Below are 21,887 nucleotides of genomic sequence, written 5' to 3'. Positions count from 1 at the left end.
TCGCGCTGAAACATTAAGAAATCTCCCACACTTATAAGTAAAGATTGTTACGTCCTGGATGCGACCGCTTTAATTTCCACACGCCAGCGCCATGCTGATTCCTGTAGCCTGACTACTGGTTTCCCCTAACGGGACACTGGTTTCCCCTTAATGGGCCGCATGATCGTCATCTAACAGGAGTCTCAACATGATCAGCAAAACCTTGATTCTTGCTTCGGTAGTTGCCGTCGCGCTGACCGCTTGCGACAAGAAGGAAGACACCGCGAGCCCCGCCGGCTCCGAGCCGTCCACCACCATGCCGGCGCCCTCCAGCCCGGCTCCGACTACGCCGGAACCCACCACGCCGGAACCCACCACGCCGGCGCCGGGTAGCTCGACCACGCCCGCTCCTGGCGGCGGTTCCGAAGGTACCGGCGGTTCGGGTGGTGCAGCCGCTCCGGCGTCCTGATAGTTTCCGGCCAGTTATTCTGGCCGGCAGGACAAAAAAAGGCCGCGACAGCAATGTCGCGGCCTTTTTCATGGGCGCACGCCCGGCGGATCAGGTCATTTTGTCTTTCAGGACGCTGAGCAGCCGTTGTGCCGTGGAGCTATTGTCGCGTTGGCCGCCAGAGTCGAGCACCGTAACCTGGGTCTGGGAGCCGTTCTGGACCAGATGGATACGGTATTGCGCGGCCTGGGCCTTCTTGTCGCCCGAGAACAGGCGGCTGAAGAAGCCGGGCTGGTCTTGCTGGGCACCGGTGTCGGTATCGACATAGCGCACGAAGTATTCGCCCGCCGAACGGTCGCGGTCATCCACCGCGAAACCACCGGAATCCAGTGCCACGCCCACGCGGCGCCAGGCACGGTCGAAGGACTCGTCGACCACCAGCATCGCGCCGTCGGCGCGCACGTCCTGCACCAGCGGCGCCTGGGGCGCTGCCTCGGCCTGGGCCACCAGCTTGCGGGCGCTGTCGACATCGGTACCCAGGTACACCATCAGGCGCGCCAGCATGGCGGCATTCAGGCCCGGGTCTTCGCTGCCGTTTTCCCATTGAACCTGGGCTTCGTCGGGACCCACCCGCTTCTCGAGCATTTGCTGGTGCGAGATGTAGATCTCGGTGCGGCCATTGACGCGCTCGACGCGGGTACGGAATTTCTCGCGTTCGCCGCTATCCCAGGCGGTATCCAGCACGGCACCCAAGGCCTGGCGCAGCCAGCTTTCAGGGATCTTGGCGCGATTTTCCGCCCAGTTGGTTTCCACCAGGCCCGCCTTCGGGTTGTTGGTGGCGACGGTAAAGCCGGTTTCGGTCCAGAAATCGACCACCTTGGGGAAGACTTCTTCAGGCGGACGATCAACCACCAGCCAGCGCAGGTCGCCGTCGCGTTCGACACGCATGTCGTCGCGCTGGGGCAGCACATTGCTGGTTTGCGTGGCGGTAGCCACTTGTTGCTGGCCTTGCTGCTGGTATTGCGAATACGTGGTGCTGCCCGAGGCAGGTGCACGGTAGCGCGGATCGCTGGAAGCCTGGGTCAGGTCCGGCGGGATGCTGAGCGGTTCGCCGCGCTGCGTACTTTTGTAATCGACAGATTCTTCGTTGCCCAGCAATTCATTCACATCGCTGCAGCCAGCCAGCAATGCCAGGGCCATCAATGCCGACGTGGCGGCATGACGTTGGTTCATACGCATCCTCACTTTTAGAGCAGGCCCGTTTCCTGGAGCGCGCAGCGCACCGTGTCGTGGTGCTGCGAGCCCAGTTCCACCAGCGGCAGCCGGTAACCCTGTGCAGTACGGCCCATCTGAGCCAGCGCCCACTTCACAGGAATGGGATTGGCCTCAATGAACAAGGCCTTGTTTAGACGTGCCAGGCGCGCGTTAAGTTCACGCGCCCGGACTACGTCGCCCGCCAACGCGGCGGCACAGAGATCGTGCATGAGCCGCGGCGCCACGTTGGCCGTAACAGAAATATTGCCGCGCGCGCCCAACAGGATGAGCGCCGTGGCGGTGGGGTCGTCGCCGCTGAAGACCTGGAAGCCGGCGGGCGCCTCGCGCATCAGCAGCGCGCCGCGGCCGATATCGCCGGTGGCGTCCTTGATGCCGATGATGCCTGGCACTTGCGCCAGGCGCAGCACGGTTTCATTGGACATGTCGGCCACGGTACGGCCCGGCACGTTGTACAGCACGGTGGGCAGGTCGACCGCTTCGACGATGGCGCGAAAATGCCGGTACAGGCCTTCCTGGGAAGGCTTGTTGTAATACGGAACCACCGACAGGCCGGCCTGGGCACCCACGGCCTTGGCATGGCGCGACAGGTGGATGGCTTCGTCGGTAGAGTTGGCGCCCACCCCGGCGATCACCGGAATGCGGCCGGCCGCGTGTTCGACTGCCACGCGGATGAGTTCGGCGTGCTCGTCCATGGACACCGTGGGCGATTCGCCCGTGGTGCCCACGACAACCAGCGCGTCGGTGCCTTCGGAAATATGCCAGTCGATCAGCGACCGGTAGGCAGCGTAGTCCAGGCTGCCATCGGGTTGCATGGGGGTGACCAGCGCCACCATGCTGCCCTGGAAATTGAGTGTTTCGGCGGAGGATGCCATGAAAAAGAGGGCTCCGGGGCCCAGGACGACAGGCCCCGGGCGATGAACTGAGTCAGTCGAATCGCCGAGTTTAACGGATATTGGGCCTTACAAGAACCAGGTGACGATGGCCGTCCCCAATTGCAGAATGGGCTGCATCAGCATCCAGAGCACATCGGTAACCAACAGCAGCAATACGATCATCAGGCCATAGGGCTCGATGCGCGAATACTGCCAGGCCAGCCGGTTGGGCAGCAGGCTGAAAACGATGCGCCCGCCGTCCAGGGGTGGTATCGGCAACAGGTTCAGGGCCATCAGGACCAGGTTGACATTGATGCCCGCCATGGCCATCTGGTACCAATAGCCTTCCTGGATGCCGCCCGCCAGGTACAGGCGCATCGAAATGACCCACAGAATGGCCATGAACAGGTTGGCCGCCGGCCCGGCCAGCGCCACCCAGAGCATGTCTTTCTTGGGACGGCGCAGCCGTCCGAAATCGACCGGCACCGGCTTGGCCCAGCCGAACAGCATGCCTGGCCCGCCCATCAGCTTGGACATCAGCAGAATGCCCACCGGCACCAGCAAGGTGCCGATCGGGTCGATATGCTTCATGGGGTTCAGAGTGATGCGCCCGGCCTGCTCGGCCGTCGGGTCCCCCAGCATGCGCGCCACATAGCCGTGCGCCGCCTCGTGCAGCGTGATGGCGAAGATGACGGGGATCGCGTAGATCGCGATGGTCTGGATAAGGTCGGTCATAGGCTTGCCGGATTGTACCTGTGCGAAAAAAACACCCCGCGCCGCGCTTCGGCCTGCTGCCCCAGTCGGGGTGCTTTGCCTTGGGGCGGCCCTACGGCAAAAAACAAACACCGGCGGCATGCCGGCCGGAAGGCTGCGCTCAGGCCAGGCCCAGCGTGGTGGGGTCGCCGCGGCCGCGGCGCAGCACGGCGGGTTCGGTGCCGGTCAGGTCGATGACAGTGGTTGGCGCTTGCGGGCAGGCACCGGCGTCGATGACAGCAGCCAGTTCGTGCGCATAGCGCTCGCGGATTTCCTCGGCGTCGTTGAGGGCGTCGTCTTCGCCCGTGGGAATGAGCGTGGTCGACAGCAGCGGCGCGCCCACCTGTTCGAGCAACGCCAGGGTGACGGCGTGCTGGGGCACGCGAATGCCGATGGTCTTGCGCGAGGGATGCGATACCCGGCGCGGGACTTCTCGCGTGGCCTCGAGGATGAAAGTCCAGGGGCCGGGCGTCGCGGCCTTCAACAGCCGGTACTGGCGGTTGTCGACGCGCGCGAAGTGGCCGATTTCGGCCAGGTCGCGGCACAGCAGTGTCAGGTGGTGGCGTTCGTCCAGGCCCCGCAGGCGTCTCAGCGCATCGGCGGCCGCCTTGTCATCCAGGTGGGCCACCACCGCATAACTGGAGTCGGTAGGCACCGCCACCAGGCCGCCGTCGCTCAGCCATTGGGCCGCCTGTTTCAGCAACCGGGGCTGCGGGTTATCGGGATGAATGGAGAAGAATAGGGCCATGGGTTTATCCTAGCATCCTTGGCGCTTGCTCAGGAGAAACAACATGCGCATGGGTGACTCGCGGGAAAGCCGGAATGTCGAAGATCGCCGCTCACGCGGCCCACGCCTGGGCGGGCGCGGCTCGATCGGCATCGGTACGGTCGTGCTGGCGCTGGTGGCCATCTATTTTGGCGTCGATCCGTCGGTCGTGCTGCAAATGGCCGAAGAAGGGCCGGCCCCCACCGAGCAGCAGGCCAGCCCGCCGCCGGCCAACGATCCGCAGGCGCGCTTCGTGGCCCAGGTGCTGGGCGAAACCGAGGACACCTGGGGTGCCATCTTCCAGCAGAACCTCAATCGCGAGTACGTCGCGCCCAGGCTGGTGCTGTTCCGCGGCGCCACTCCCACCGCCTGCGGCACGGGCCAGGCCGCCATGGGGCCGTTCTACTGCCCGGCCGACAGCAAGGTCTACATCGACCTCAGCTTCTTCGACGAAATGGAACGCCGCCTGAACGCGCCGGGCGATTTCGCCCAGGCCTATGTCATTGCGCACGAGGTCGGCCATCATGTGCAGCACCTGCTTGGCATCTCCGACCAGGTCGACAAGCTGCGCCAGCGCAATCCGGGCCAGGCCAATGCCCTGTCGGTGCGCACGGAATTGCAGGCCGACTGCTTCGCCGGCCTATGGGCCCGGCAAGCCGACCAGGCTCGCAACATCCTGGAAAGCGGAGACATCGAAGAAGGCCTGAACGCAGCCACCGCCATCGGCGACGACACGCTGCAAAAGCAAAGCCAAGGCTACGTGGTGCCCGATGCCTTTACCCACGGCTCGTCGGCGCAACGCGTGCGCTGGTTCAAGCGCGGCTTCGACAGCGGCGACCTGCGCCAGTGCGATACGTTCTCGACCGACACGCTTTGAAACCGCGCGGCGGCCCCTGGGCCGCCGCATTCTTGTAAGATTACGCCCCTTCGCGATGCCCGCCATCGCGCCGGCCCCCCAGGGCCGGCCCGCCCGGACAAGACCAAGACGACAAGACAGCGGCCCATGGCCAATACGCAAGCCCCCCTTATCACCCCGGCCGAAGTGCGCGACATCCTGGCCGAGCCCAAAGAAACCGTGAAGCCGGTTGCCTGGGCGCCCCGCCCCGCCGCCGGCCACGCCCAGTGGCTGGAATTCTGTTCGGCCTGCCGGCTGCGCGGCGAAGCCCGCGACGACATCATCTTTCGCGCCATTTACCGGCCCGCCCGCACGGCCGTGCATGGCCAGGCCGTCATCGCCATGGCCGAAACCTGTTCGGCCAGCCTGTTCGTAGGCCCGCACCGCGTCGTGGGCGTGGATACCGGCGATACCTTCCACACCAGCCTGGTCGGCCGCGGCCGGCCGCACTATCGGGGCGTGCTTGCCGAACGCACGCACCGGCACGTGTGGCATGACGACGGCGAGGGCTATGCCGAGCCCGTGGTACCGCCGTTGCAAGACATTGCCGCCCTGATCCCTTATTTCCTGCGGCAGGCCAACCTGGTCCTGGCGGGGGGATTCGCCCACCCCCTGAAGGGCCGCCAGATCGAATTGCTGCTATGACCGCATTCCTGCAAGCTGCCGGATGGACCGTCCTGCCGGCCGGCGAACGCGCCGTGCGCGCCGTGACCCCGGTCGCCATGGGGCTGGATGGCCAGCACGCGGCATTTTTCATCGCCCAGCCCGACGATCACTCGTTCTACCTGACCGACGCGGGCGAAGCCGCCATGCATGCCGCCGCCTACGGAGTCGACCTGAACGCCAAGCGTTTAGAGCAACTGAACCAGGCTCCGGGGCTCGGCCTGGCGCGTTTCGACAAGACCGGCGCCATCGTCGCCAGCGGCCCCGCCGGGCAATTGCAGGATGCCCTGTGGGAAGCTGTCAAGCTCACCACGGCGCTCAGCTTCCAGTGCGGGCAATGGATGCCCAAATTCAGCCGCTTGCGCTTTCGCGCCGAGGTAGGCCGCACCCTGGCCGAAGCGGTGGGCGACCGCCTGGTCCTGGGCGCCAAGGCGCAAGGCAGCAGCGGCCACCGGGCAGATTTCGCCTATGCCGTGCGCGGCGCCACGAGCGCGGCGCTGACCTACATCGAACCGATTGCGCTGAAAGCCGGCAAGAGAATGGATTGGACGCAGGTCTACCAGACCCACGGCAAGATGGCCGACGTGAAAATGGCCGATTCGGCCAACAGCCGCCTGGTCATCCTGGAAGACGGCGCATCGGCCGAGGAATTCAACAAAGCGGTGTCCATTCTGGAGCAATCGGCCACGGTACGCCCGCTGGGCAAGGCTCGCAGCTGGGCGGAGATCTTCGCCGACTGACCGGCGGGGGCCCATGCGGGCGCCGCTGACACGGGCAGGTGTCGGGCGCTTGCGTGCCGGACACCTGTTCTATTGCATGGTCCCTGCCTAGCTGACGACTCCGGTCAACGCGTCGACAATCGCGCAGCCATGGCTGATCGCCTCGTGCACGGCCTCGCGCGGGCTGTACACGAAATCGCCGTTGGCAAAGCTGGGCACCACGTATTCGTCGCCATGTTCCTGTACGGAATCAGCCTGCACTACAAACACCGATGCAGTAAAGACGGGGGAGCTCGGCGTGTTTGCCATGGTGTCGGGGTTGCCCCGCGCGACTTTGGCCGTCAGCCGATACCCCTTGTAGATCAAATTGTTCTGATGCACTCGAAGGCCCTCTCTGGGGCCAGCATACCCTGCATTCCGTCACAAGCCCGATAAGTTTTGTAACGAACCTGCCCATCATTTGATCAAGACCACCCCTTTCATCCCTGCCGGATAGTGGCCCGGCTCCAGGCAGGCGAAGCGTACCTGCCCTGCCTTATCGAAGTGCCACACCATGTCGCCTGCCTGGCCAGCCGCCAGCGAGATCGAGTTCGGCTCGTCGTGCCGCATGCCGGGATCATCGAGCATCATCTGGTAGTGGTCGCCCAGGTCTTGTTCCGTGCCCAGCACCATCTCGTGCCGGATCCGGCCCGAATTGATCACGTTGAAGCGGATGGTCTCGCCCGCCTTGACTTCGATGCGATCCGGCGTGAAACGCATCGCATCGGTCATGTCGACGTCGATGGTTCGCGACACGTTCGCCGCGACACCGGGCTTGCCTATCGTGGCCGCGCCATGGCTGTCGCCATGGCCGCCAGCATGGGTTCCCGAGGCCGACGCGCCCAGGGCAACCATCAGGGCGCTGGCCGCGGCAGCGGCCTGTACCAGAATCAGTCTTTTGTTCATCGCAATGCTCTCGTTTCAAAAGCGTGGCGGTTGCCACGACAGGCGTGCTCGCGCATACCGCTTGCCTGCGCCAGGGTCGGCCAGGTCCAGCCCCGCCCCAACAGCACCATGCGCGTATGCAAGTCGTGCAGCACGGGATCGGGCACCTGCGGCCCCAGGCTCGTCATGGCTTTGCGCCGTATCTCGACATAGCCGGATTCGTATTGCCTGGCCAACGACTGCCACAACGCGCGTGCCGCAACCGATTGGCGGGCCCCGGTGATCAGGCACTGCCCCGCATTCAGGGCCCAGCGGTAGACAGCGGCAGCGATGCCGCGGCGCTGGTAAGCCGGATCATACTTGGAATGCGGTGCGCGCAGCAGCGGATCGGCACGCCGCCCGAGCTCGACCAGGCGGTTGAAAACGGTGTAGCCGGCCAGCCTGCCGCGCACCTTGTCCACCACATACACGTAGAACTCTCCGTCCGCCTCGCGGTAGCGCAGCACCAGCCCGGGAATTTCGGTTTCGACCTCGGGCATGTCGTGCAGGCGGTCACCGGGATGGGTGATGCGGCGGTAAAGCGAATCCAGTTCGTTATCCAGTTTCCATGAACCGGGGTCAACGTCGATGCGCAATTCCATGATGCGGGCAAACCACCCGGGGAACGCGCCCAGCGTCAGCGTAGACACGGCTATCTCCTGTCAGGAAGTCAATCAGGGGTCGTCGAAAATGGCGGCCGGGTCGATCCGGACAGCCGGAAAAAGCGAAAACACAGGCAAGGGAAAAGCTCCGTCGCGTGAAAAATCGATAAAAGTGGCGGCGCAAAATGCCAACGGCCCCTCGATCGAGGGGCCGTCATGGCTGTGCCAGGGCTACGCCATTGCGCTGGCTGCCGTTACAGGGCGGGATCGTATCACAGGGATTTTTTGCCTGTTTTCAAGTACCCGCCCGGCAGGCCAGGCACGCCGTGCGGGTCAGGCGGTGATCCCGCCACGGGCTGCGCGCATCGCCTCTTCCTGCGCCGCGGTGATCTGCTGCTGCAGTTGCACCGCCTGGCTGTTCAAAGCGCGCAATTGCGGCAGTTTCTGCTCTTCGGGAATCTTGCTGGCCTGCAGGCGCCGGATCTGCAGCATCACCTGGCGCAGGCGTTCCTGCAACTGCTTGATGACCTCTGCCACCGGGTCGACGGACTTGTCCTGTGGCGCCGCGGCGCCCGCTGCACTGGCCGGTTTGCCGATCCGCGCCAGCCCGGAGCCGCCAGGATTGTCGTCGTCCGGATTCAAATGGATGGAAGCAACGGGGCTGGATATCGCTGAAATCGACATGGTTTTGCTTAGGCGAGGTTGACCGCCCATTAACGGTGCGGGCACGGGATTCTTAAGCCCGCACCGGACCCAAGGCATCGCGCACTCCCCGCCCCCCGATGGTGCATCGCATCGCATGTCGGTGCATGTCGTTGGGGAATACCGTGCGGCGAAACATGAATTGGACCGTGCCCGGGCCATGACACAAAATCTGTGAACGACATCTGCTCATCCAACCGCAAGTCCGGCCATTGCAATGCCGGGACGAACGGGGCAACGAGATGAGTCTTGTGCCGCACGTCTTCTAGACAATATCCAGATAAGGGGAATACCGTGAGAAAAATGCTTGTCTGCTTTGCCGCCTGCTTGCTCGGTCCGGTGCTGGCCCACGCAGGAAATTTCCCGACCAAGCCCATCCGCCTGGTCGTTCCGGTGGCCGCCGGCGGTTCGGCCGACATGCTGGGAAGGGTGCTGGCCCAGCAGCTTTCAGAGCTTTACGGGCAGCCCGTGGTCGTAGAGAACAAACCCGGTGCCAGCGGCCATATAGGCAGCGAAGCAGTGGCCAAGACAAGTCCGGACGGCTATACGCTGCTGGTGGGCTTGCAGCCCGTACAGGCGGCGTTTGCCATCTACCCGGACCTCAAGTATGACCCGAGCACCGACCTCGACACGCTGAGCATCATCGGCACTTTCCCCAGCGTACTGTTGGTCAATCCGTCAGTGCAGGCCAGCAGCGTGCAAGACTTCATCAAGCTGGCGAAATCGGAACCCGGGGTCATCAATTTCGGGTCGGCAGGCCCCGGGTCGGCTACCCACCTGGCCGGCGAGCTGTTCATGGCCGATGCAAAAGTGAAGCTCACGCACATTCCCTATCGGGGAAGCTCGGCCGCCAGCACCGATCTCATGGGTGAACAGATTCAAGCCATGTTCGAGAATCTGCCGACCGCCACGGCGCTTGTGAAGAGCAAGCGAGTCAAGGCGCTGGGAGTGACGGGACACCTGCGTGCCTCGAGCCTGCCGGACATCCCGACCGTGGCCGAGCAAGGCTTGCCCGACTACGAGTTCCAAGGCTGGTACACCATTGCCGCGCCCACGGGCATGGACCCCGGTTTGCGGCGCAAGATCAGCGCCGATATCGACCGTATTGTCCATTCTTCCGCCCTGGCATCCCGTTGGGCCGAACTGGGCGTCACCCCCGTGGGCGGCACGGCCGAAACCAGCAATGCTTTCGTCAAGCGCGAAGCCCAGAAATACACCAAGCTTATTCACAGCGCGCACCTGGGCATGTAGTGCCTCGAGAGCTACGACACGAGGCGATGCTCCGGGAGACCGCATTGAGAAAACTGCTCGCAGGCAAGCTTCAGCCGCGCGACAAATGCCTGGGCAACCTGCGACAAGGGATGATCGAGCGGTGTCAGCAGCACCAGTTCGATGGGCACCTCGGGCAAGAAGGGTATGGCCACCAAGCCCGCCTTGTGCAGTGGCGGGACAACCAGCGGGCTGACGATGCCGACCCCCACGCCTTGCAGCGCAAGCATGCAGGTCGTAATGGCGTAGGTGGTCTCGGCGACCACGATAGGTGTGGATTTCTGCTTGGTGAACGCCTGGTCGAGCACCGCCCGCATGCTGTCGTTGCGCGAAACCGCAATGTACGCCAGGCCGTCGAGATCTTTCGCGCTGATGGATTTCCTGGTGGCAAGCCGATGATCGGCGGACATCACACAGACCGCCCTGGCCCGCACCAGCGGCTCGACATGCGTGCCGGCGGTATCGACTTGCCGCATGGTGATGCCGATATCCAAGCGCCCCGATGCGACGCTGTTGCGCACCAGGTTCGAATCTACGGTCTCGATTGCGACCTGGATGCTGGGGTGGTCGTCCAGGAAGGTTCGGACGATCTGGGGCAGCAGGCCCATGCCCATGGACGGAAGACAGCCGATCTGCACGCGTCCCGAATGCAGCCCGCGCAGCTCGGCCAGGGTCTGGCCGATTTGTTCAAGGCCGATGTAGCTGCGTTCGATGGTGCTGAACAGGATATGTGCCTCGGGTGTCGGCACCAGGCGGCTTTTGCGCAGTTCGAAAAGCCGAATGCCGCTGACCTGCTGGAAGCGGGCGATCAGCTTGCTGATGACCGGCTGTGTCGTGTGGAGCATCGCGGCCGCTTCGGTAGCCGTGCCGCGAATCATCACCGCACGGAACGCCTCGATGTAGCGGTGATTCAGCGCCAGTGGCGTTTGGTGCAGGGCTTTACCCGTGTCAGGCGACATGCGTGTCTCCGATGCTTACCGCGCGCTATGCCGATGCTGCCCAGGCATCGAAAGGGGCGCATGAAGCATATCGATTTGGAATAGGGTGCGTCAATCAAAACATTGGCTTGCCATGCTTTACGGATGCAGAATTAACCATGCCTTCACCGTTGGTGTGTCGGCCCCATAACGAACTGGATGAAACATGCAAAGAACCCGACTGGATGCCATCACGCTGGAGCTTCTATGGGCGCGTCTGATTTCCATCGTCGACGAAGCCGCGGTTGCCATGGTCAGAACATCGTTCTCGACGAACGTCCGGGAATCCAACGACTTCGCCTGCGTGCTGGCCGATGCCAGCGGACACTCGCTGGCCCAGGCCACGCACAGCATTCCGTCGTTCCTGAACACCGTGCCCTTGACGATCAGGCACTTCATCGCCGAATTCGCAGATGACCTGCAACCCGACGATGTGTTGATCACGAACGATATCTGGCAAGGCACGGGCCACCTGCCGGACATCACGGTTGCCAAGCCCATCTTCCTGGATGGCCGCATCATCGGCTGGGCCGGGTCTGTGGCGCATGCCCCGGACATAGGCGGCCGCATCCGTTCGGCGGACGCCCGGTCGGTCTTCGAAGAAGGGCTGCAGATACCCATCATGAAAGTCATGCGCGGCGGCGTCATCGACAAGGTGTTCGAACAGATACTGCGCAAGAACGTCAGGGTTCCGGACCAGGTCATGGGCGATCTCTATGCGCAGTTCACCGCGCTGCAACGCATCGAACAGCGGGTCCTGGCCCAAATGCAGGAGTACGGGCTGGAATCCCTCGAAGAACTTGCACACGAGATCCAGAGCCGCTCCGAGGCTGCGATGCGCGATGCGATCTGCAAGATCCCGGAAGGTGTCTACAGGCAAAGCGCCATCACCGACGGCGTGGGCGACCCCATACGGCTGGAGATGGCCATGACGGTCAAGGATGGATCCATTCTGGTCGACTACGGCGGCAGCGATCCCCAGGTGGCCGCTTCCATCAATGTGTGCATGGCGTATACCAAGGCGTACACCTGCTATGGCGTGCGCACGGTGCTGTTGCCCGATGTCGCCGGCAACGAAGGCGTGATCACGCCCATCGAAGTAACGGCGCCGCCCGGCTCGATCTTGAACGCGCTACCGCCCGCGGCCGGCGGGGCCCGCGCCCTGGTCGGCCACATGCTGCCCATGATGGTGGTGCGCGCATTAGCCGAGGCAATGCCCGACAAGGTCATCGCCACGGTGGGTTCGCCGCTATGGTGCGCCAATGTGGCCGGTCAGCGCGACGACGGCAGCCCGTACGCCAGCATGTTCTTCATGAATGGAGGCTACGGCGCCTCGGCGCACCGCGACGGCATCAATGTGCTGTCCTGGCCCAGCAATATCTCGTCGACGCCGGTAGAGATGATCGAACAACTTCTGCCCGTGCGGGTTCATCACCGCCGCCTGCGCCAGGACGGCGGCGGCGACGGGCAGTTCCGTGGCGGCACGGGGCAGGAAATCAAGTTCGAGAACGCCTCGGGTTTCCCGATGGTGGTCAGTTTCATGGCGGAACGCACCCGTCCCGAGGCCGCGCCGGCGGGCTTGGCCGGCGGCGGCGACGGTGCTCCCGGCCAGGTGCTGGTGGACGGCGCAACCTGCAATCCGAAAGTCCAGCAAGTGATCGGCCCGAACGGCGTGGTCGAACTGAAGACCCCAGGCGGCGGCGGATACGGCCTGCCCGGACGGCGCAGCCCCGAGAAGCTGGAAAGAGACCGGCTCGATGCTTATGTCTCTGCCTGATACGAACCTAACCCGACCCGCATCCATCATGAACGCAAAGACCAAATATTCGCTCGGCATCGATATCGGCGGCACCTTCACCGACATCGTGGTGTATGACCACGAAACCGGCCGCTCTGTTTCGCATAAAGAACTCACGACCCCCAGTGAACCCTATCGGGGCGCGGTGAGCGGCGTGCGCAAGTTGTTCCAGCGCGAGGGCATTGCCTACTCTGCCGTCGGGCGGGTAATCCACGCCACCACGCTGTTCACCAACGCACTGATCGAGCGCAAGGGCACGCCAACCGGCCTGATCACGACACAGGGGTTTCGCGACACCCTGGAAATGGCGCGCGAGAACAAGTATGAGCTCTACGATCTGCATATCGAGCTTCCCAAGCCGCTCGTGCCACGGCACCTGCGCCTGGAAATTCCCGAGCGCATGGGGCCCGACGGATCGGTGCTGCAGCCATTGGACGAGGCTGCCGTTCTGCACAGCGCCGGTGAACTGCAAAGCCGCGGCGTGCGATCGATCGCGCTGGTGTTCCTGCACGCCTATGCCAATGGCGCCCACGAACGCCATGCCCGCGCACTGATTGCGCAGGAATTCCCCGATCTGTTCGTGTCGATTTCTTCAGAGGTTTCGCCGCAGATCCGCGAATACGAACGCAGCGTGACCACCGTTGCCAATGCCTACGTGAAACCCCTGGCCGACGGGTATCTCGACCGGATGATGCACGAGGTCAATAAGCTGGGGATATCCGCGCCGCTCTTCATGATGCTGTCCAACGGCGGGCTGACCCATGTGAACGAAGCCAAGCGGGTGCCCATCCAGCTGCTGGAATCCGGGCCGGCCGCGGGTGCCCTGGCGGGTGCCTTCTTCGGCCAGCGCTCGGGTATCGAAGACGTGCTGGCATTCGACATGGGCGGCACCACGGCCAAGCTGGCGGTGGTCGACGGCGGCGAACCGCTGATCGCGCACCGCTTCGAGGCCAGCCGGGAAAAGCGCCTTACCGAGGGCAGCGGCCTGCCGATCTCGATCTCGACCATCGAATTGATCGAGATCGGGGCGGGCGGCGGCAGCATCGCGCACCTGGATGCGCTGGGGTTGCTGAAGGTTGGCCCGGAAAGCGCGGCGTCGGTTCCCGGCCCTGCCTGCTACGGCCGCGGCGGCATCCAGCCCACGGTGACAGACGCCAATCTGGTGTTGGGATACCTGGATCCCGCTACGTTCGCGGGCGGCACGATCAGCCTGGATCGGGACAAGGCCGTGGCGGCGATGCTGCCGTTGGCGGAAAAGGCCGGCGTATCGGTTCCCGAATTTGCCTGGGGAGTCTATTCCATCGTCAATGAAAACATGGCGGGCGCCGCACGCGTGCACGTGGCCGAGCGGGGCCATGCCGCCGGCCGCTTCTCGATGCTCTTGACCGGAGGAGGCGGACCGTTGCACGGCTGCGAGGTCGCCCGGCGCATCGGTGTAGAGCGAGTGATCTGCCCTCCCGGGGCAGGAGTGGCGTCGGCATTGGGCCTGCTGATGGCGCCTGCCCGTGTCGACAGGCTGGCAACCGTGGCAAGACGCCTGTCCCGGATGAAAGGGGCCGAACTGGAAGCGCTTTATGCCACGCTGGAGGCCGACGCGTTGGCCGTGGTAGACGCCACCCTGCCCGACCGCAAGACCGCCCCCCGCGTCGTGCGTTCAGCCGACCTGCGTTTCGTGGGGCAAGGTTTCGAAGTGGTTACGACGCTACCGACGGGCCCGTATGGCCAGAATGCGCTGGCCATGATCGAAGATGCGTTCAAGGCCGCTTACCGACAGATGTTCGGCCAGGTTCCGCCGGGGGGCGATATCGAGATCGTGAACATACGCGTTGCGGTCATCGCGCAGGCCCAGGCAGCGGAGTTCGATGCCACGGCGCCTGCCGCCGGTGCGGCCCGGGCCGAGCAAGGGCGCCGTGATATCTGGGTGGGGGCTTGGGGCCGGTACGAATCCGTGCCTGTCTACCACCGGGAGCTGCTGCCGGTCGGCGCCGAGGTGAAGGGCCCGGCCATTATTCAAGAGACGTCATCCACGCTGGTGTTGCCTGCCGAGTCGCATTCCATCGTCGATGGTTCCGGCAGCCTGATCGTTCAGCTGGCCGTATCGAAGCCGCAGACCAGCGACAGCATTCCTGCCGATGTCGCCGCATGAATAACTGGATGCAGAACAAGGATAAATGATGAGTTCGAATAGCACGGGCATTGTTTCCCGCAAGACAGGCGCGATAGGCTGGATGGCATTCAACAACCCGGCCAAGCACAACGCCATATCCATGGAAATGGCGCAGGCAGTTCCGGAAGTGATGGCCGAACTGCAGGCCGACGATGCGGTCCGGGTGATCGTGGTAACCGGAGTCGGCGAGCGTGCCTTCGCCGCGGGTTCCAATATTTCCTCGTTTGGCCAGGTGCGTACCGACCCCGATCAGAACCGCCAATATCACCACATCAACGAAGCTTCTTACAACGCGGTCTATGCCTGCGAAAAACCGACTATCGCCATGATCCACGGCTACTGCATCGGCGGCGGGCTCGATTTTGCTTCGAGTTGCGACATCCGCATTTGCGATGAAAAGGCCCAGTTCGCCATTCCCGCCGTCAAGTTGGGGCTGGGATATGGGTATGAAGGCCAGATACGGCTCAATCGCTTGCTGGGGCCGGCCCGGGCCCGCGACCTTTTTTTCACCGGCCGTCGATATCAGGCCGATGAAGCACTGCGGGTCGGGCTGGTACATCGGGTCGCGCCTTCGGACCAGCTCGAGAAAGAAGTCATCGCCTACGCCGAACTCATTGCGTCGAATGCGCCATTGACGATCAAGGCCTTGAAGCAAGGCTTCATTGAACAGGAGAAAACCGAGGCCGACCGCGATATGCGGCGTGCCCAACGGCTGATCGACCTTTGCTACCGAAGCCAAGACTATCTGGAAGGCCGCGATGCGTTTGCGGCCAAGCGCCAGCCGAACTTTGAAGGACGTTGAACATGGAACGATCAGATGCGGTCGGCAATGACACCGCAGAATGGGCCCAGCACGGCGAACGCAAGGGGCCGTTGAGCAATATTCGTGTACTGGACCTGACGCGCGTGCGCGCCGGCCCGACCTGCGTGCGCCAGTTCGCCGACTGGGGGGCCGATGTCATCAAGATTGAAAGCCCCCAATACATGGAGGTCAGCGACGGGTGGGGCGGCCTGAGAGAAGGTCCCGACTTCCAGAACCTGCACCGCAACAAGCGTTCGCTGACCCTGAACTTGAAGGACCCTCGCGGCCTGGAGATTTTCCGCCGCCTGGTGGCCGACGCCGACGTGGTGGCAGAGAACTTCCGGCCGGATGTAAAGCACCGGCTCGGGATCGACTACGAGACGCTGAAGGCGATCAACCCGCGCATTGTCTATGCCAGCATTTCGGGGTTCGGACAGGATGGGCCGTATGCCCAACGTCCTGGTTTCGACCATATTGTGCAAGGCCTGGGCGGCATGATGTCGATCAACGGGCATCCCGACCATGGCCCCATGCGCGTTGGCATTGCGGTGGCCGACATGGCGGCGGGCCTGTACTGCGCGCTGGCGATCATGACCGCCTTGATCGAACGGCAGCACTCCGGCCAGGGGCAGTGGGTACAGGTCTCCTTGCTTCAGGCCATGATCTCCATGATGGATTTCCAGGCGGCCCGCTGGCTTTTCCTGAATGAAATTCCGGTTCAGGCCGGCAACGATCACCCGACATCCATTCCGACGGGCGTATATCCGACAGCCGACGGCTTCATCAACATTGCGGCCGGAGAGCAGGCGATGTGGAAGCGCCTGTGCGATGCCATGGGCGCGCACGACCTCTACGCAAAAGAGCCCTATGCCACCGAGGAATCCCGTTCGAGCAATCGAACCGCCCTCAACCAGGAGCTGAGCGATCGCACCCGCAAACATCCCTCGTCTTATTGGCTGAAGGTCTTCGAGCAAGGCAGCGTGGCCGCCGGCCCGATCCATCGGATCAATGAAGTGTTTGACGACCCTCAGGTAAAGCATTTGCGCGTTGCACAGCCGCTGAACCATCCAGCGCTGGGCTCCATCCATGTGGTCGGACAACCTTTCGCCCTGAGCCGGACGCCATCGCAAATGCGCACCGCCACGCCGTCCAGAGGCGAACACACCGATGAAGTACTCAAAGATGCCGGCTTCAGTTCCAGGGATATCGCCGGATTCCGTGAATCAGGCGTCATCTGACGGCAATTCGCTGATGACCGCCCTTTTATCCAAGGATGACAAGTGAACTCGATTGCAGAAAAATTCATGAAACTCGGGACTGACTTCGCCCCTGGACAAGAAGTCAGGCAGACCAAGGCGGGATTGGAATCCGTGCAGCGCGGGGATGCCTTGCCCGGTGTACCCGTGGATTTCTCGCATGGCGATGTCGACGAGAGCGCCTTCGGCCCCACGCCGGGCGCCCTGCAAGCCTTCGTCGATGGCGTGCATCGTGGCGGCTGCCAGGCCTACACCGAGTATCGCGGCGCGGCCGCTCTTAGAGAGATCATTGCTGCGCGCCTTGGCGCTTTCACCGGCGCGCCCGTGGCGGCGGAAACCGAACTGATTATTACGCCAGGCACCCAGGGAGCACTATTCCTGGCAATCGCAGCCACGGTAACTGCCGGCGACAAGGTGGCAATCGTGCAACCCGACTACTTCGCAAATCGCAAGCTGGTGGAATTCATCGGCGGCGAGGTAGTGCCGGTGCAAATGCAATATCTTCAGCAGGACGAATGCGCCGGACTCGACCTGGGCCAGCTGGAAAAGGCCTTCAAGGCCGGGGCGCGCGCTTTCCTGTTTTCCAACCCGAACAATCCCGCCGGCGTCGTCTACTCGAAGCAAGAGATCGAGTCGATCGCCGACCTGGCAGGCAGATATGGCGCAACGGTGATTGTCGACCAGCTGTATTCGCGCCTTGTTTATCCCGGGCGGCCGTACACCCACTTTGCCGCCCATCGGGGCACGGTCGAAAACCTGATTACGATCATGGGGCCGTCCAAGACCGAATCGCTAAGTGGCTACCGCCTTGGCGTGGGCTTTGGCAGCCCGGCCTTGATCGACCGCATGGAAAAGCTCCAGGCAATTGTCTCTTTGCGCGCCCCAGGCTATTCCCAGGCCGTATTGAATACCTGGTTTGCCGAGCCCGAGGGCTGGATGCAGAACCGGATCGCAAAGCACCAGGCGATTCGGGACGATCTGCTGGCGATCCTGCGCACTGTAGACGGCGCGATGCTTCGCTGCCCTGACGCGGGCAGCTATGTCTTTCCGCAACTGCCGGCGCTGAGCGTGCCACTTCAAGATTTCGTGCGCCTGCTGCGCCAGCAGGCGTCGGTGATCGTGACACCCGGCACCGAATTCAGCCCCCTTGCGGCGTCCAGCATACGGCTGAATTTTTCCCAGAACCACGAGGCCGCGGTCGCCGCGGTAGAACGACTGAAAGAGATGGTCGCACTGTACCGGGCCTGATCGGTGGCCTGATCGATGGCCCGATCGGGGGCCAGATTGTCAGGGCGATGCGGCCAGCACCCCTGGAAATTCCACGACACAAATGGAATCAGGCACTTGGATTAGATCCAAGTGCCTGATTTCATTGAATTTTTTTGGGGTGGCTGATGGGGCTCGAACCCACGACAACTGGAATCACAATCCAGGACTCTACCAACTGAGCTACAGCCACCACTGGAACTGCAAAGAGGCCGAATTCTAACATATTTTTTTCATTCCGATCACTTCGGCCCACCCGTTCCGCCTACGGCCACACCTTGCTATCCTGGCGCATCCGCCGGCACCGAAAACAGTGCAGTGGCGCGACCTCCTTCCGGGTTTTCTATGGATCGCTTCGAAGAGCTTTTGCACGAATATTGGCCACACCTGGTGTTCGGGGTAAGCGTGATGGCCGGCACTGGGGCGGCGGTGCATGCCGCGATGACCAAGCAGGATGTGCGTGCCGCCATAGGCTGGGTGGGCGTGGCGCTGTTTTCCCCGCTGTTCGGCGCGTTGTTCTATTTCGTGGCGGGCGTGAACCGGGTCCACCAGACACGGGTGTCGCAGCAGCGCGACGAGGCCATGCTGACCTACGCCGGCCACGCCCAGTCGCCGGTGCACGACGTAGTGCCCTATTCCAGCCCCCAGTTCGCGTCCCTGAAAACGCTGGGCGACAGGATCAGCCGCTTTCCTCTGCTGGGCGGCAACGCTGTGCGCCCGCTGGCCGGCGGCGACGAGACCTATCCGGCCATGTTGCAGGCCATCCGCGATGCCAGCCATTGCATTGCCCTGCAAAGCTATATCTTCGACAGCGACGCCATCGGCATCGAAATGGCCCAGGCCTTGATCGAGGCGCACGAGCGTGGTGTACAGGTGCGCGTACTGATCGATGCCATCGGCAGCCGGTATTCGCGCCCGCCCATCGTACGCAGGCTGCATCGTGGCGGCGTGCGCACGGCGCGCTTCATGACCAACCCGTTGGGCGTATTGCGCATGCCCTACGCCAACCTGCGCAGTCACCGCAAGATCCTGGTGGTGGATGGGCGCATCGGCTTTACCGGCGGCATGAACGTGCGGGCGGCCTTCGTGCGCGCGCTGGCCGGCGACCGTACCAACAGCGATGTGCATTTCCGGCTGGACGGCCCGATCGTGGCGCAGTTGATGTCGGTATTCGCCCACGACTGGAACTTCACCACCCATGAAACGCTGGACAGCGCGCCGTGGTTTCCGCCGCCCTCGGCCCCCCTGCCGGGCATGGTGCCGATGCGCTGCGTACCCTCGGGACCAGACCGCGCCGTCGTCAGCACCCGCAACATGCTGCTGGGCGCGCTGGCGGTGGCGCAACGGCATATCCGCATCCAGTCGCCTTATTTCCTGCCCGACCAACCCTTGATCGGCGCCCTGGCCACGGCCGCCCGGCGCGGCATCGTCGTCGACGTGGTCATTCCGGGCCGCAACAACCTGCGCCTGGTGAACTACGCCATGAACGCCCAGCTCGACCAGATCGTGCGCACGGGTTGCCGGGTCTGGCGCGCGGCGGGTGCATTCGACCACTCGAAGCTGATGACGGTCGATGGCGCCTGGTCGTACATCGGGTCGTCCAACCTGGACCCGCGCAGCCTGCGCTTGAACTTCGAGCTGGACACCGAGATCTACGACCGCGACCTGGCCGCATGGATCACCGCGCGCATCGACAGCCACATCGCGGGCGCGCGCCAGGTCACGCTGGAACACCTGTATGGCCAGCCCTTCGCCAAGCGGCTGCGCAACAAGATGATCTGGCTGGCGTCGCCCTACCTGTAGGATCAGTTACGGCTGGCCTTCCATTGGCCGGAATCCTGTTTGCAGAACCAGAACTTCCAGTCTTCGGAACTGTTGCCCTGGCTGACCAAGGCATCGACCAGCCGGCACTTGTTGGCTTTCTGGGTCTCGGTCGTGCGCTGTACTGTCATTTTCACGCTGACCGGCAAGCCATGCGGCGGTTTCGACCCCGTCCAGGTGGTGGCCGCGCCATCGGGCTGGCTTTCCAGCACCTGGGTTACCGCGGCGCGGAAATCGGGCCGGTCTTTCTTGGGAATACTGGAAATGATGGTGTGGTTCATGAAGGCCATGCTGGCTGCCTGCGCCGACATGGAAAATGCCAACAGGACACCGCCAGCCAGTAGAGCACGTTGCGTTTTCATGAAAATTACCTTGCATAGGGGCTTTGATGGGCCCGCGTATGATAACCCTGCCGGCCGCACCGGTGAACGTGCACACGCCGCCACAGCCGGCACGCGCGGTTGGTCATCCACCCAGACCAGGCCAGGCATGCGCGTCATCGTGGACGCTTCCAGGGGGATTGCGTACAAGCCGTCGCGGCCGCGCCAAGCGCTGCGCGAGACAATGGCCGCAAGCGCCGTCTGCTCGACCAACGCCAGGATCGCGCCATGCCCCAAAAAAGTTTTTCTTGTCGTCATACAATGATATCGATATCATCAAAGCTTGCAGAGACGGCCGCGTCCGGCCAGCACCCTGCCCGCGCAGGCAGCCGCACTCAAGACAAAGGCAATCGGGAAGCAAGGAATGCAGCGTTACGGCGCCGAGAGATCAGGTGCTGCCGCGCTGGATGACTTCGAAGCCCAGGTCGACTGTGCGCGACCCGGCGTACATGTCCATGTTGCGCGCGATGATCGCCTCGGCGCTGCGCACGCCGATCTCGTAGCGCGGAAAACGCACCGTCGTCAGCGGAGGAATCGTATGCTGCATCAGGTCGTTGTCGTCGGAGGCTGCCACTGCGATGCGGCCGGGCACGGCCAGGCCGCGGCGCTGGCATTCGAAGACCGCGCCCGCGGCCAGTACGTCGCCGGCGAAGAACACGGCGTCCACGGATGGATCCGTATCGACGATTTTCCCCAGGGCCTGCGCGCCGCTTTCCAGGCCTGGCTCGACCTCGATGATGAGCGAGGGCGCCACCGGCAGGCCCAGTTTTCGCAGGCGCGTGATGAAGCCCCGCCGCCTTTCGCGCAGCCGGTCGTTATTGCGTACCGGCAGGCTGGCGAAACCCATGTTGCGATAACCCAGCCCGGCCAGATGCTCGGCCATCGCGGCGCCTGCCGCATAGTTGGAATAGCTGACCGCGATGTCGATGGGGTCGGACACCAGGTTGCCGGTCTCGATGCACGTGATGGAACGGTTGTTCTTCAAGATCTGCACGGCACGGGGGGTGTGCCGCGTATTGTGCAAGATAAGGCCGCAGACGCGCTGCGCCACGTAGGCGGCGATCAGTTTTTCTTCTTGCTCGAGCGAGTAGCCGCAATCGGAGATCATCAACTGGAAATCCTGGCGCCTGAGCACGTCGGAGATCCCCTGGATCATCTCGGCATACAGGGCGTTGCGCAGGCTGGGAACGACCAGCGCAACCAGCGTGGTGCGGTTCGAGGACAGGCTGCCCGCCACCCGGTTGGGCACATATCCGCTTTTCTCGATGACGAGGCGGATCCGCTCTTGTGTTTCGGGCGACACCATGCCGGGGGCGCGCATTGCCCGGGACACCGTCATCGGCGACACGCCCGCGAGACGCGCCACGTCTTTCATCGACACATCCGGATTGATTGCTTTCCTGCCCACTTCGTATCCCAGTGCGAATTGCGCGGCGAGATGCCCTGCCGGGCCTGGCCCAGCCAGCGATTCTACGACAAACCAAGACACTTCCCGTGCCCACGGCCGGCTTGCG

Annotated in this window: 22 protein-coding genes and 1 tRNA gene; 11 read left to right on the top strand and 12 right to left on the bottom strand. The window is 63.4% G+C overall.

What is annotated here, in order from left to right:
- The first annotated feature begins 187 nt into the window (after positions 1-187).
- A complete protein-coding gene (locus KW845_RS26185) occupies positions 188-448 on the top strand; it encodes an endopeptidase (protein WP_218372330.1) in 261 nt (86 codons plus the stop codon).
- Between the two features lie 90 nt (positions 449-538).
- Here the strand turns inward: KW845_RS26185 and bamC are convergent, their stop codons facing one another.
- The 4 genes from bamC to KW845_RS26165 all read right to left on the bottom strand — a co-directional run bounded on the left by bamC (position 539) and on the right by KW845_RS26165 (position 4,075).
- Positions 539-1,666 (bottom strand): outer membrane protein assembly factor BamC, encoded by a 1,128-nt coding sequence (gene bamC / locus KW845_RS26180; RefSeq protein WP_218372329.1) that lies wholly within the window; start codon positions 1,664-1,666, stop codon positions 539-541.
- An 8-nt stretch (positions 1,667-1,674) separates the two neighbouring features.
- Complete coding sequence (gene dapA, locus KW845_RS26175; RefSeq protein ID WP_218372328.1) at positions 1,675-2,574, bottom strand: 4-hydroxy-tetrahydrodipicolinate synthase; 900 nt, start codon at positions 2,572-2,574, stop codon at positions 1,675-1,677.
- 87 nt (positions 2,575-2,661) lie between these two features.
- A complete protein-coding gene (locus KW845_RS26170; RefSeq protein WP_218372327.1) occupies positions 2,662-3,309 on the bottom strand; it encodes a site-2 protease family protein in 648 nt (215 codons plus the stop codon).
- A gap of 139 nt (positions 3,310-3,448) precedes the next feature.
- Positions 3,449-4,075: an L-threonylcarbamoyladenylate synthase gene (locus tag KW845_RS26165; protein WP_218372326.1), complete on the bottom strand. Its 627-nt coding sequence runs from the start codon at positions 4,073-4,075 to the stop codon at positions 3,449-3,451.
- Between the two features lie 43 nt (positions 4,076-4,118).
- On the opposite strand from KW845_RS26165, the gene KW845_RS26160 reads away from it, so the two are divergent.
- The 3 genes from KW845_RS26160 to KW845_RS26150 all read left to right on the top strand — a co-directional run bounded on the left by KW845_RS26160 (position 4,119) and on the right by KW845_RS26150 (position 6,391).
- Positions 4,119-4,970 carry a neutral zinc metallopeptidase gene (locus KW845_RS26160; protein ID WP_218372325.1) on the top strand — a complete coding sequence of 284 codons (852 nt, stop codon included), beginning with the start codon at positions 4,119-4,121 and terminating at the stop codon, positions 4,968-4,970.
- A 126-nt stretch (positions 4,971-5,096) separates the two neighbouring features.
- Complete coding sequence (locus KW845_RS26155; protein WP_218372324.1) at positions 5,097-5,633, top strand: hypothetical protein; 537 nt, start codon at positions 5,097-5,099, stop codon at positions 5,631-5,633.
- A complete protein-coding gene (locus KW845_RS26150) occupies positions 5,630-6,391 on the top strand; it encodes a DUF1828 domain-containing protein (protein ID WP_218372323.1) in 762 nt (253 codons plus the stop codon). The genes KW845_RS26155 and KW845_RS26150 overlap by 4 nt, the downstream gene beginning before the upstream one ends.
- An 87-nt stretch (positions 6,392-6,478) precedes the next feature.
- Here the strand turns inward: KW845_RS26150 and KW845_RS26145 are convergent, their stop codons facing one another.
- The 4 genes from KW845_RS26145 to KW845_RS26130 form a co-directional block, all read right to left on the bottom strand.
- A complete protein-coding gene (locus KW845_RS26145) occupies positions 6,479-6,751 on the bottom strand; it encodes a hypothetical protein (RefSeq protein WP_218372322.1) in 273 nt (90 codons plus the stop codon).
- A 75-nt stretch (positions 6,752-6,826) separates the two neighbouring features.
- Entirely contained in the window at positions 6,827-7,315 is a 489-nt protein-coding gene (locus tag KW845_RS26140; RefSeq protein ID WP_218372321.1) for a plastocyanin/azurin family copper-binding protein, read from the bottom strand.
- Positions 7,312-7,983, bottom strand: a complete 672-nt coding sequence (locus KW845_RS26135) for an N-acetyltransferase (RefSeq protein WP_370628295.1) — start codon at positions 7,981-7,983, stop codon at positions 7,312-7,314. The genes KW845_RS26140 and KW845_RS26135 overlap by 4 nt, the downstream gene beginning before the upstream one ends.
- Before the next feature lie 285 nt (positions 7,984-8,268).
- Positions 8,269-8,619, bottom strand: coding sequence for a hypothetical protein (locus KW845_RS26130; RefSeq protein WP_218372320.1), 351 nt, complete (start codon positions 8,617-8,619; stop codon positions 8,269-8,271).
- A gap of 321 nt (positions 8,620-8,940) precedes the next feature.
- Here KW845_RS26130 and KW845_RS26125 point away from each other — a divergent pair, with 321 nt between their 5' ends.
- A complete protein-coding gene (locus tag KW845_RS26125) occupies positions 8,941-9,888 on the top strand; it encodes a tripartite tricarboxylate transporter substrate binding protein (RefSeq protein ID WP_255592986.1) in 948 nt (315 codons plus the stop codon).
- An 11-nt stretch (positions 9,889-9,899) separates the two neighbouring features.
- Here KW845_RS26125 and KW845_RS26120 read toward each other — a convergent pair whose 3' ends face one another.
- Positions 9,900-10,865 (bottom strand): LysR substrate-binding domain-containing protein, encoded by a 966-nt coding sequence (locus KW845_RS26120; RefSeq protein WP_218372318.1) that lies wholly within the window; start codon positions 10,863-10,865, stop codon positions 9,900-9,902.
- Between the two features lie 184 nt (positions 10,866-11,049).
- On the opposite strand from KW845_RS26120, the gene KW845_RS26115 reads away from it, so the two are divergent.
- From KW845_RS26115 to KW845_RS26095, 5 genes are read left to right on the top strand one after another with little or no spacing between them, the layout of a single operon-like run.
- Entirely contained in the window at positions 11,050-12,660 is a 1,611-nt protein-coding gene (locus tag KW845_RS26115) for a hydantoinase B/oxoprolinase family protein (RefSeq protein WP_218372317.1), read from the top strand.
- Between the two features lie 28 nt (positions 12,661-12,688).
- On the top strand, positions 12,689-14,827 hold the full coding sequence (locus tag KW845_RS26110) for a hydantoinase/oxoprolinase family protein (protein ID WP_218372316.1): 2,139 nt from the start codon (positions 12,689-12,691) through the stop codon (positions 14,825-14,827).
- A gap of 25 nt (positions 14,828-14,852) precedes the next feature.
- Positions 14,853-15,650, top strand: a complete 798-nt coding sequence (locus tag KW845_RS26105) for an enoyl-CoA hydratase (protein ID WP_218372315.1) — start codon at positions 14,853-14,855, stop codon at positions 15,648-15,650.
- A gap of 2 nt (positions 15,651-15,652) precedes the next feature.
- Entirely contained in the window at positions 15,653-16,888 is a 1,236-nt protein-coding gene (locus tag KW845_RS26100) for a CaiB/BaiF CoA-transferase family protein (RefSeq protein WP_218372314.1), read from the top strand.
- Positions 16,889-16,930: 42 nt separating this feature from the next.
- The gene (locus KW845_RS26095) at positions 16,931-18,154 is read left to right on the top strand and encodes a pyridoxal phosphate-dependent aminotransferase (protein ID WP_218372313.1); all 1,224 of its coding nucleotides are present in this window, start codon (positions 16,931-16,933) and stop codon (positions 18,152-18,154) included.
- Between the two features lie 135 nt (positions 18,155-18,289).
- Here KW845_RS26095 and KW845_RS26090 read toward each other — a convergent pair.
- Positions 18,290-18,365 (bottom strand) — tRNA-His (locus KW845_RS26090).
- 152 nt (positions 18,366-18,517) lie between these two features.
- Here KW845_RS26090 and KW845_RS26085 point away from each other — a divergent pair.
- Positions 18,518-19,975: a phospholipase D-like domain-containing protein gene (locus KW845_RS26085; protein ID WP_218372312.1), complete on the top strand. Its 1,458-nt coding sequence runs from the start codon at positions 18,518-18,520 to the stop codon at positions 19,973-19,975.
- A gap of 2 nt (positions 19,976-19,977) precedes the next feature.
- Here KW845_RS26085 and KW845_RS26080 read toward each other — a convergent pair whose 3' ends face one another.
- Entirely contained in the window at positions 19,978-20,355 is a 378-nt protein-coding gene (locus KW845_RS26080) for a hypothetical protein (protein WP_218372311.1), read from the bottom strand.
- A 406-nt stretch (positions 20,356-20,761) separates the two neighbouring features.
- A complete protein-coding gene (locus KW845_RS26075; RefSeq protein WP_218372310.1) occupies positions 20,762-21,781 on the bottom strand; it encodes a LacI family DNA-binding transcriptional regulator in 1,020 nt (339 codons plus the stop codon).
- Positions 21,782-21,887 lie beyond the last annotated feature (106 nt).

Source organism: Bordetella sp. BOR01 (assembly GCF_019218885.1).
Classification (GTDB): Bacteria; Pseudomonadota; Gammaproteobacteria; order Burkholderiales; family Burkholderiaceae_B; genus Bordetella_A.
Note: the sequence above shows the minus strand (reverse complement) of the source record. Positions and strands in the feature narration are given on the sequence as shown.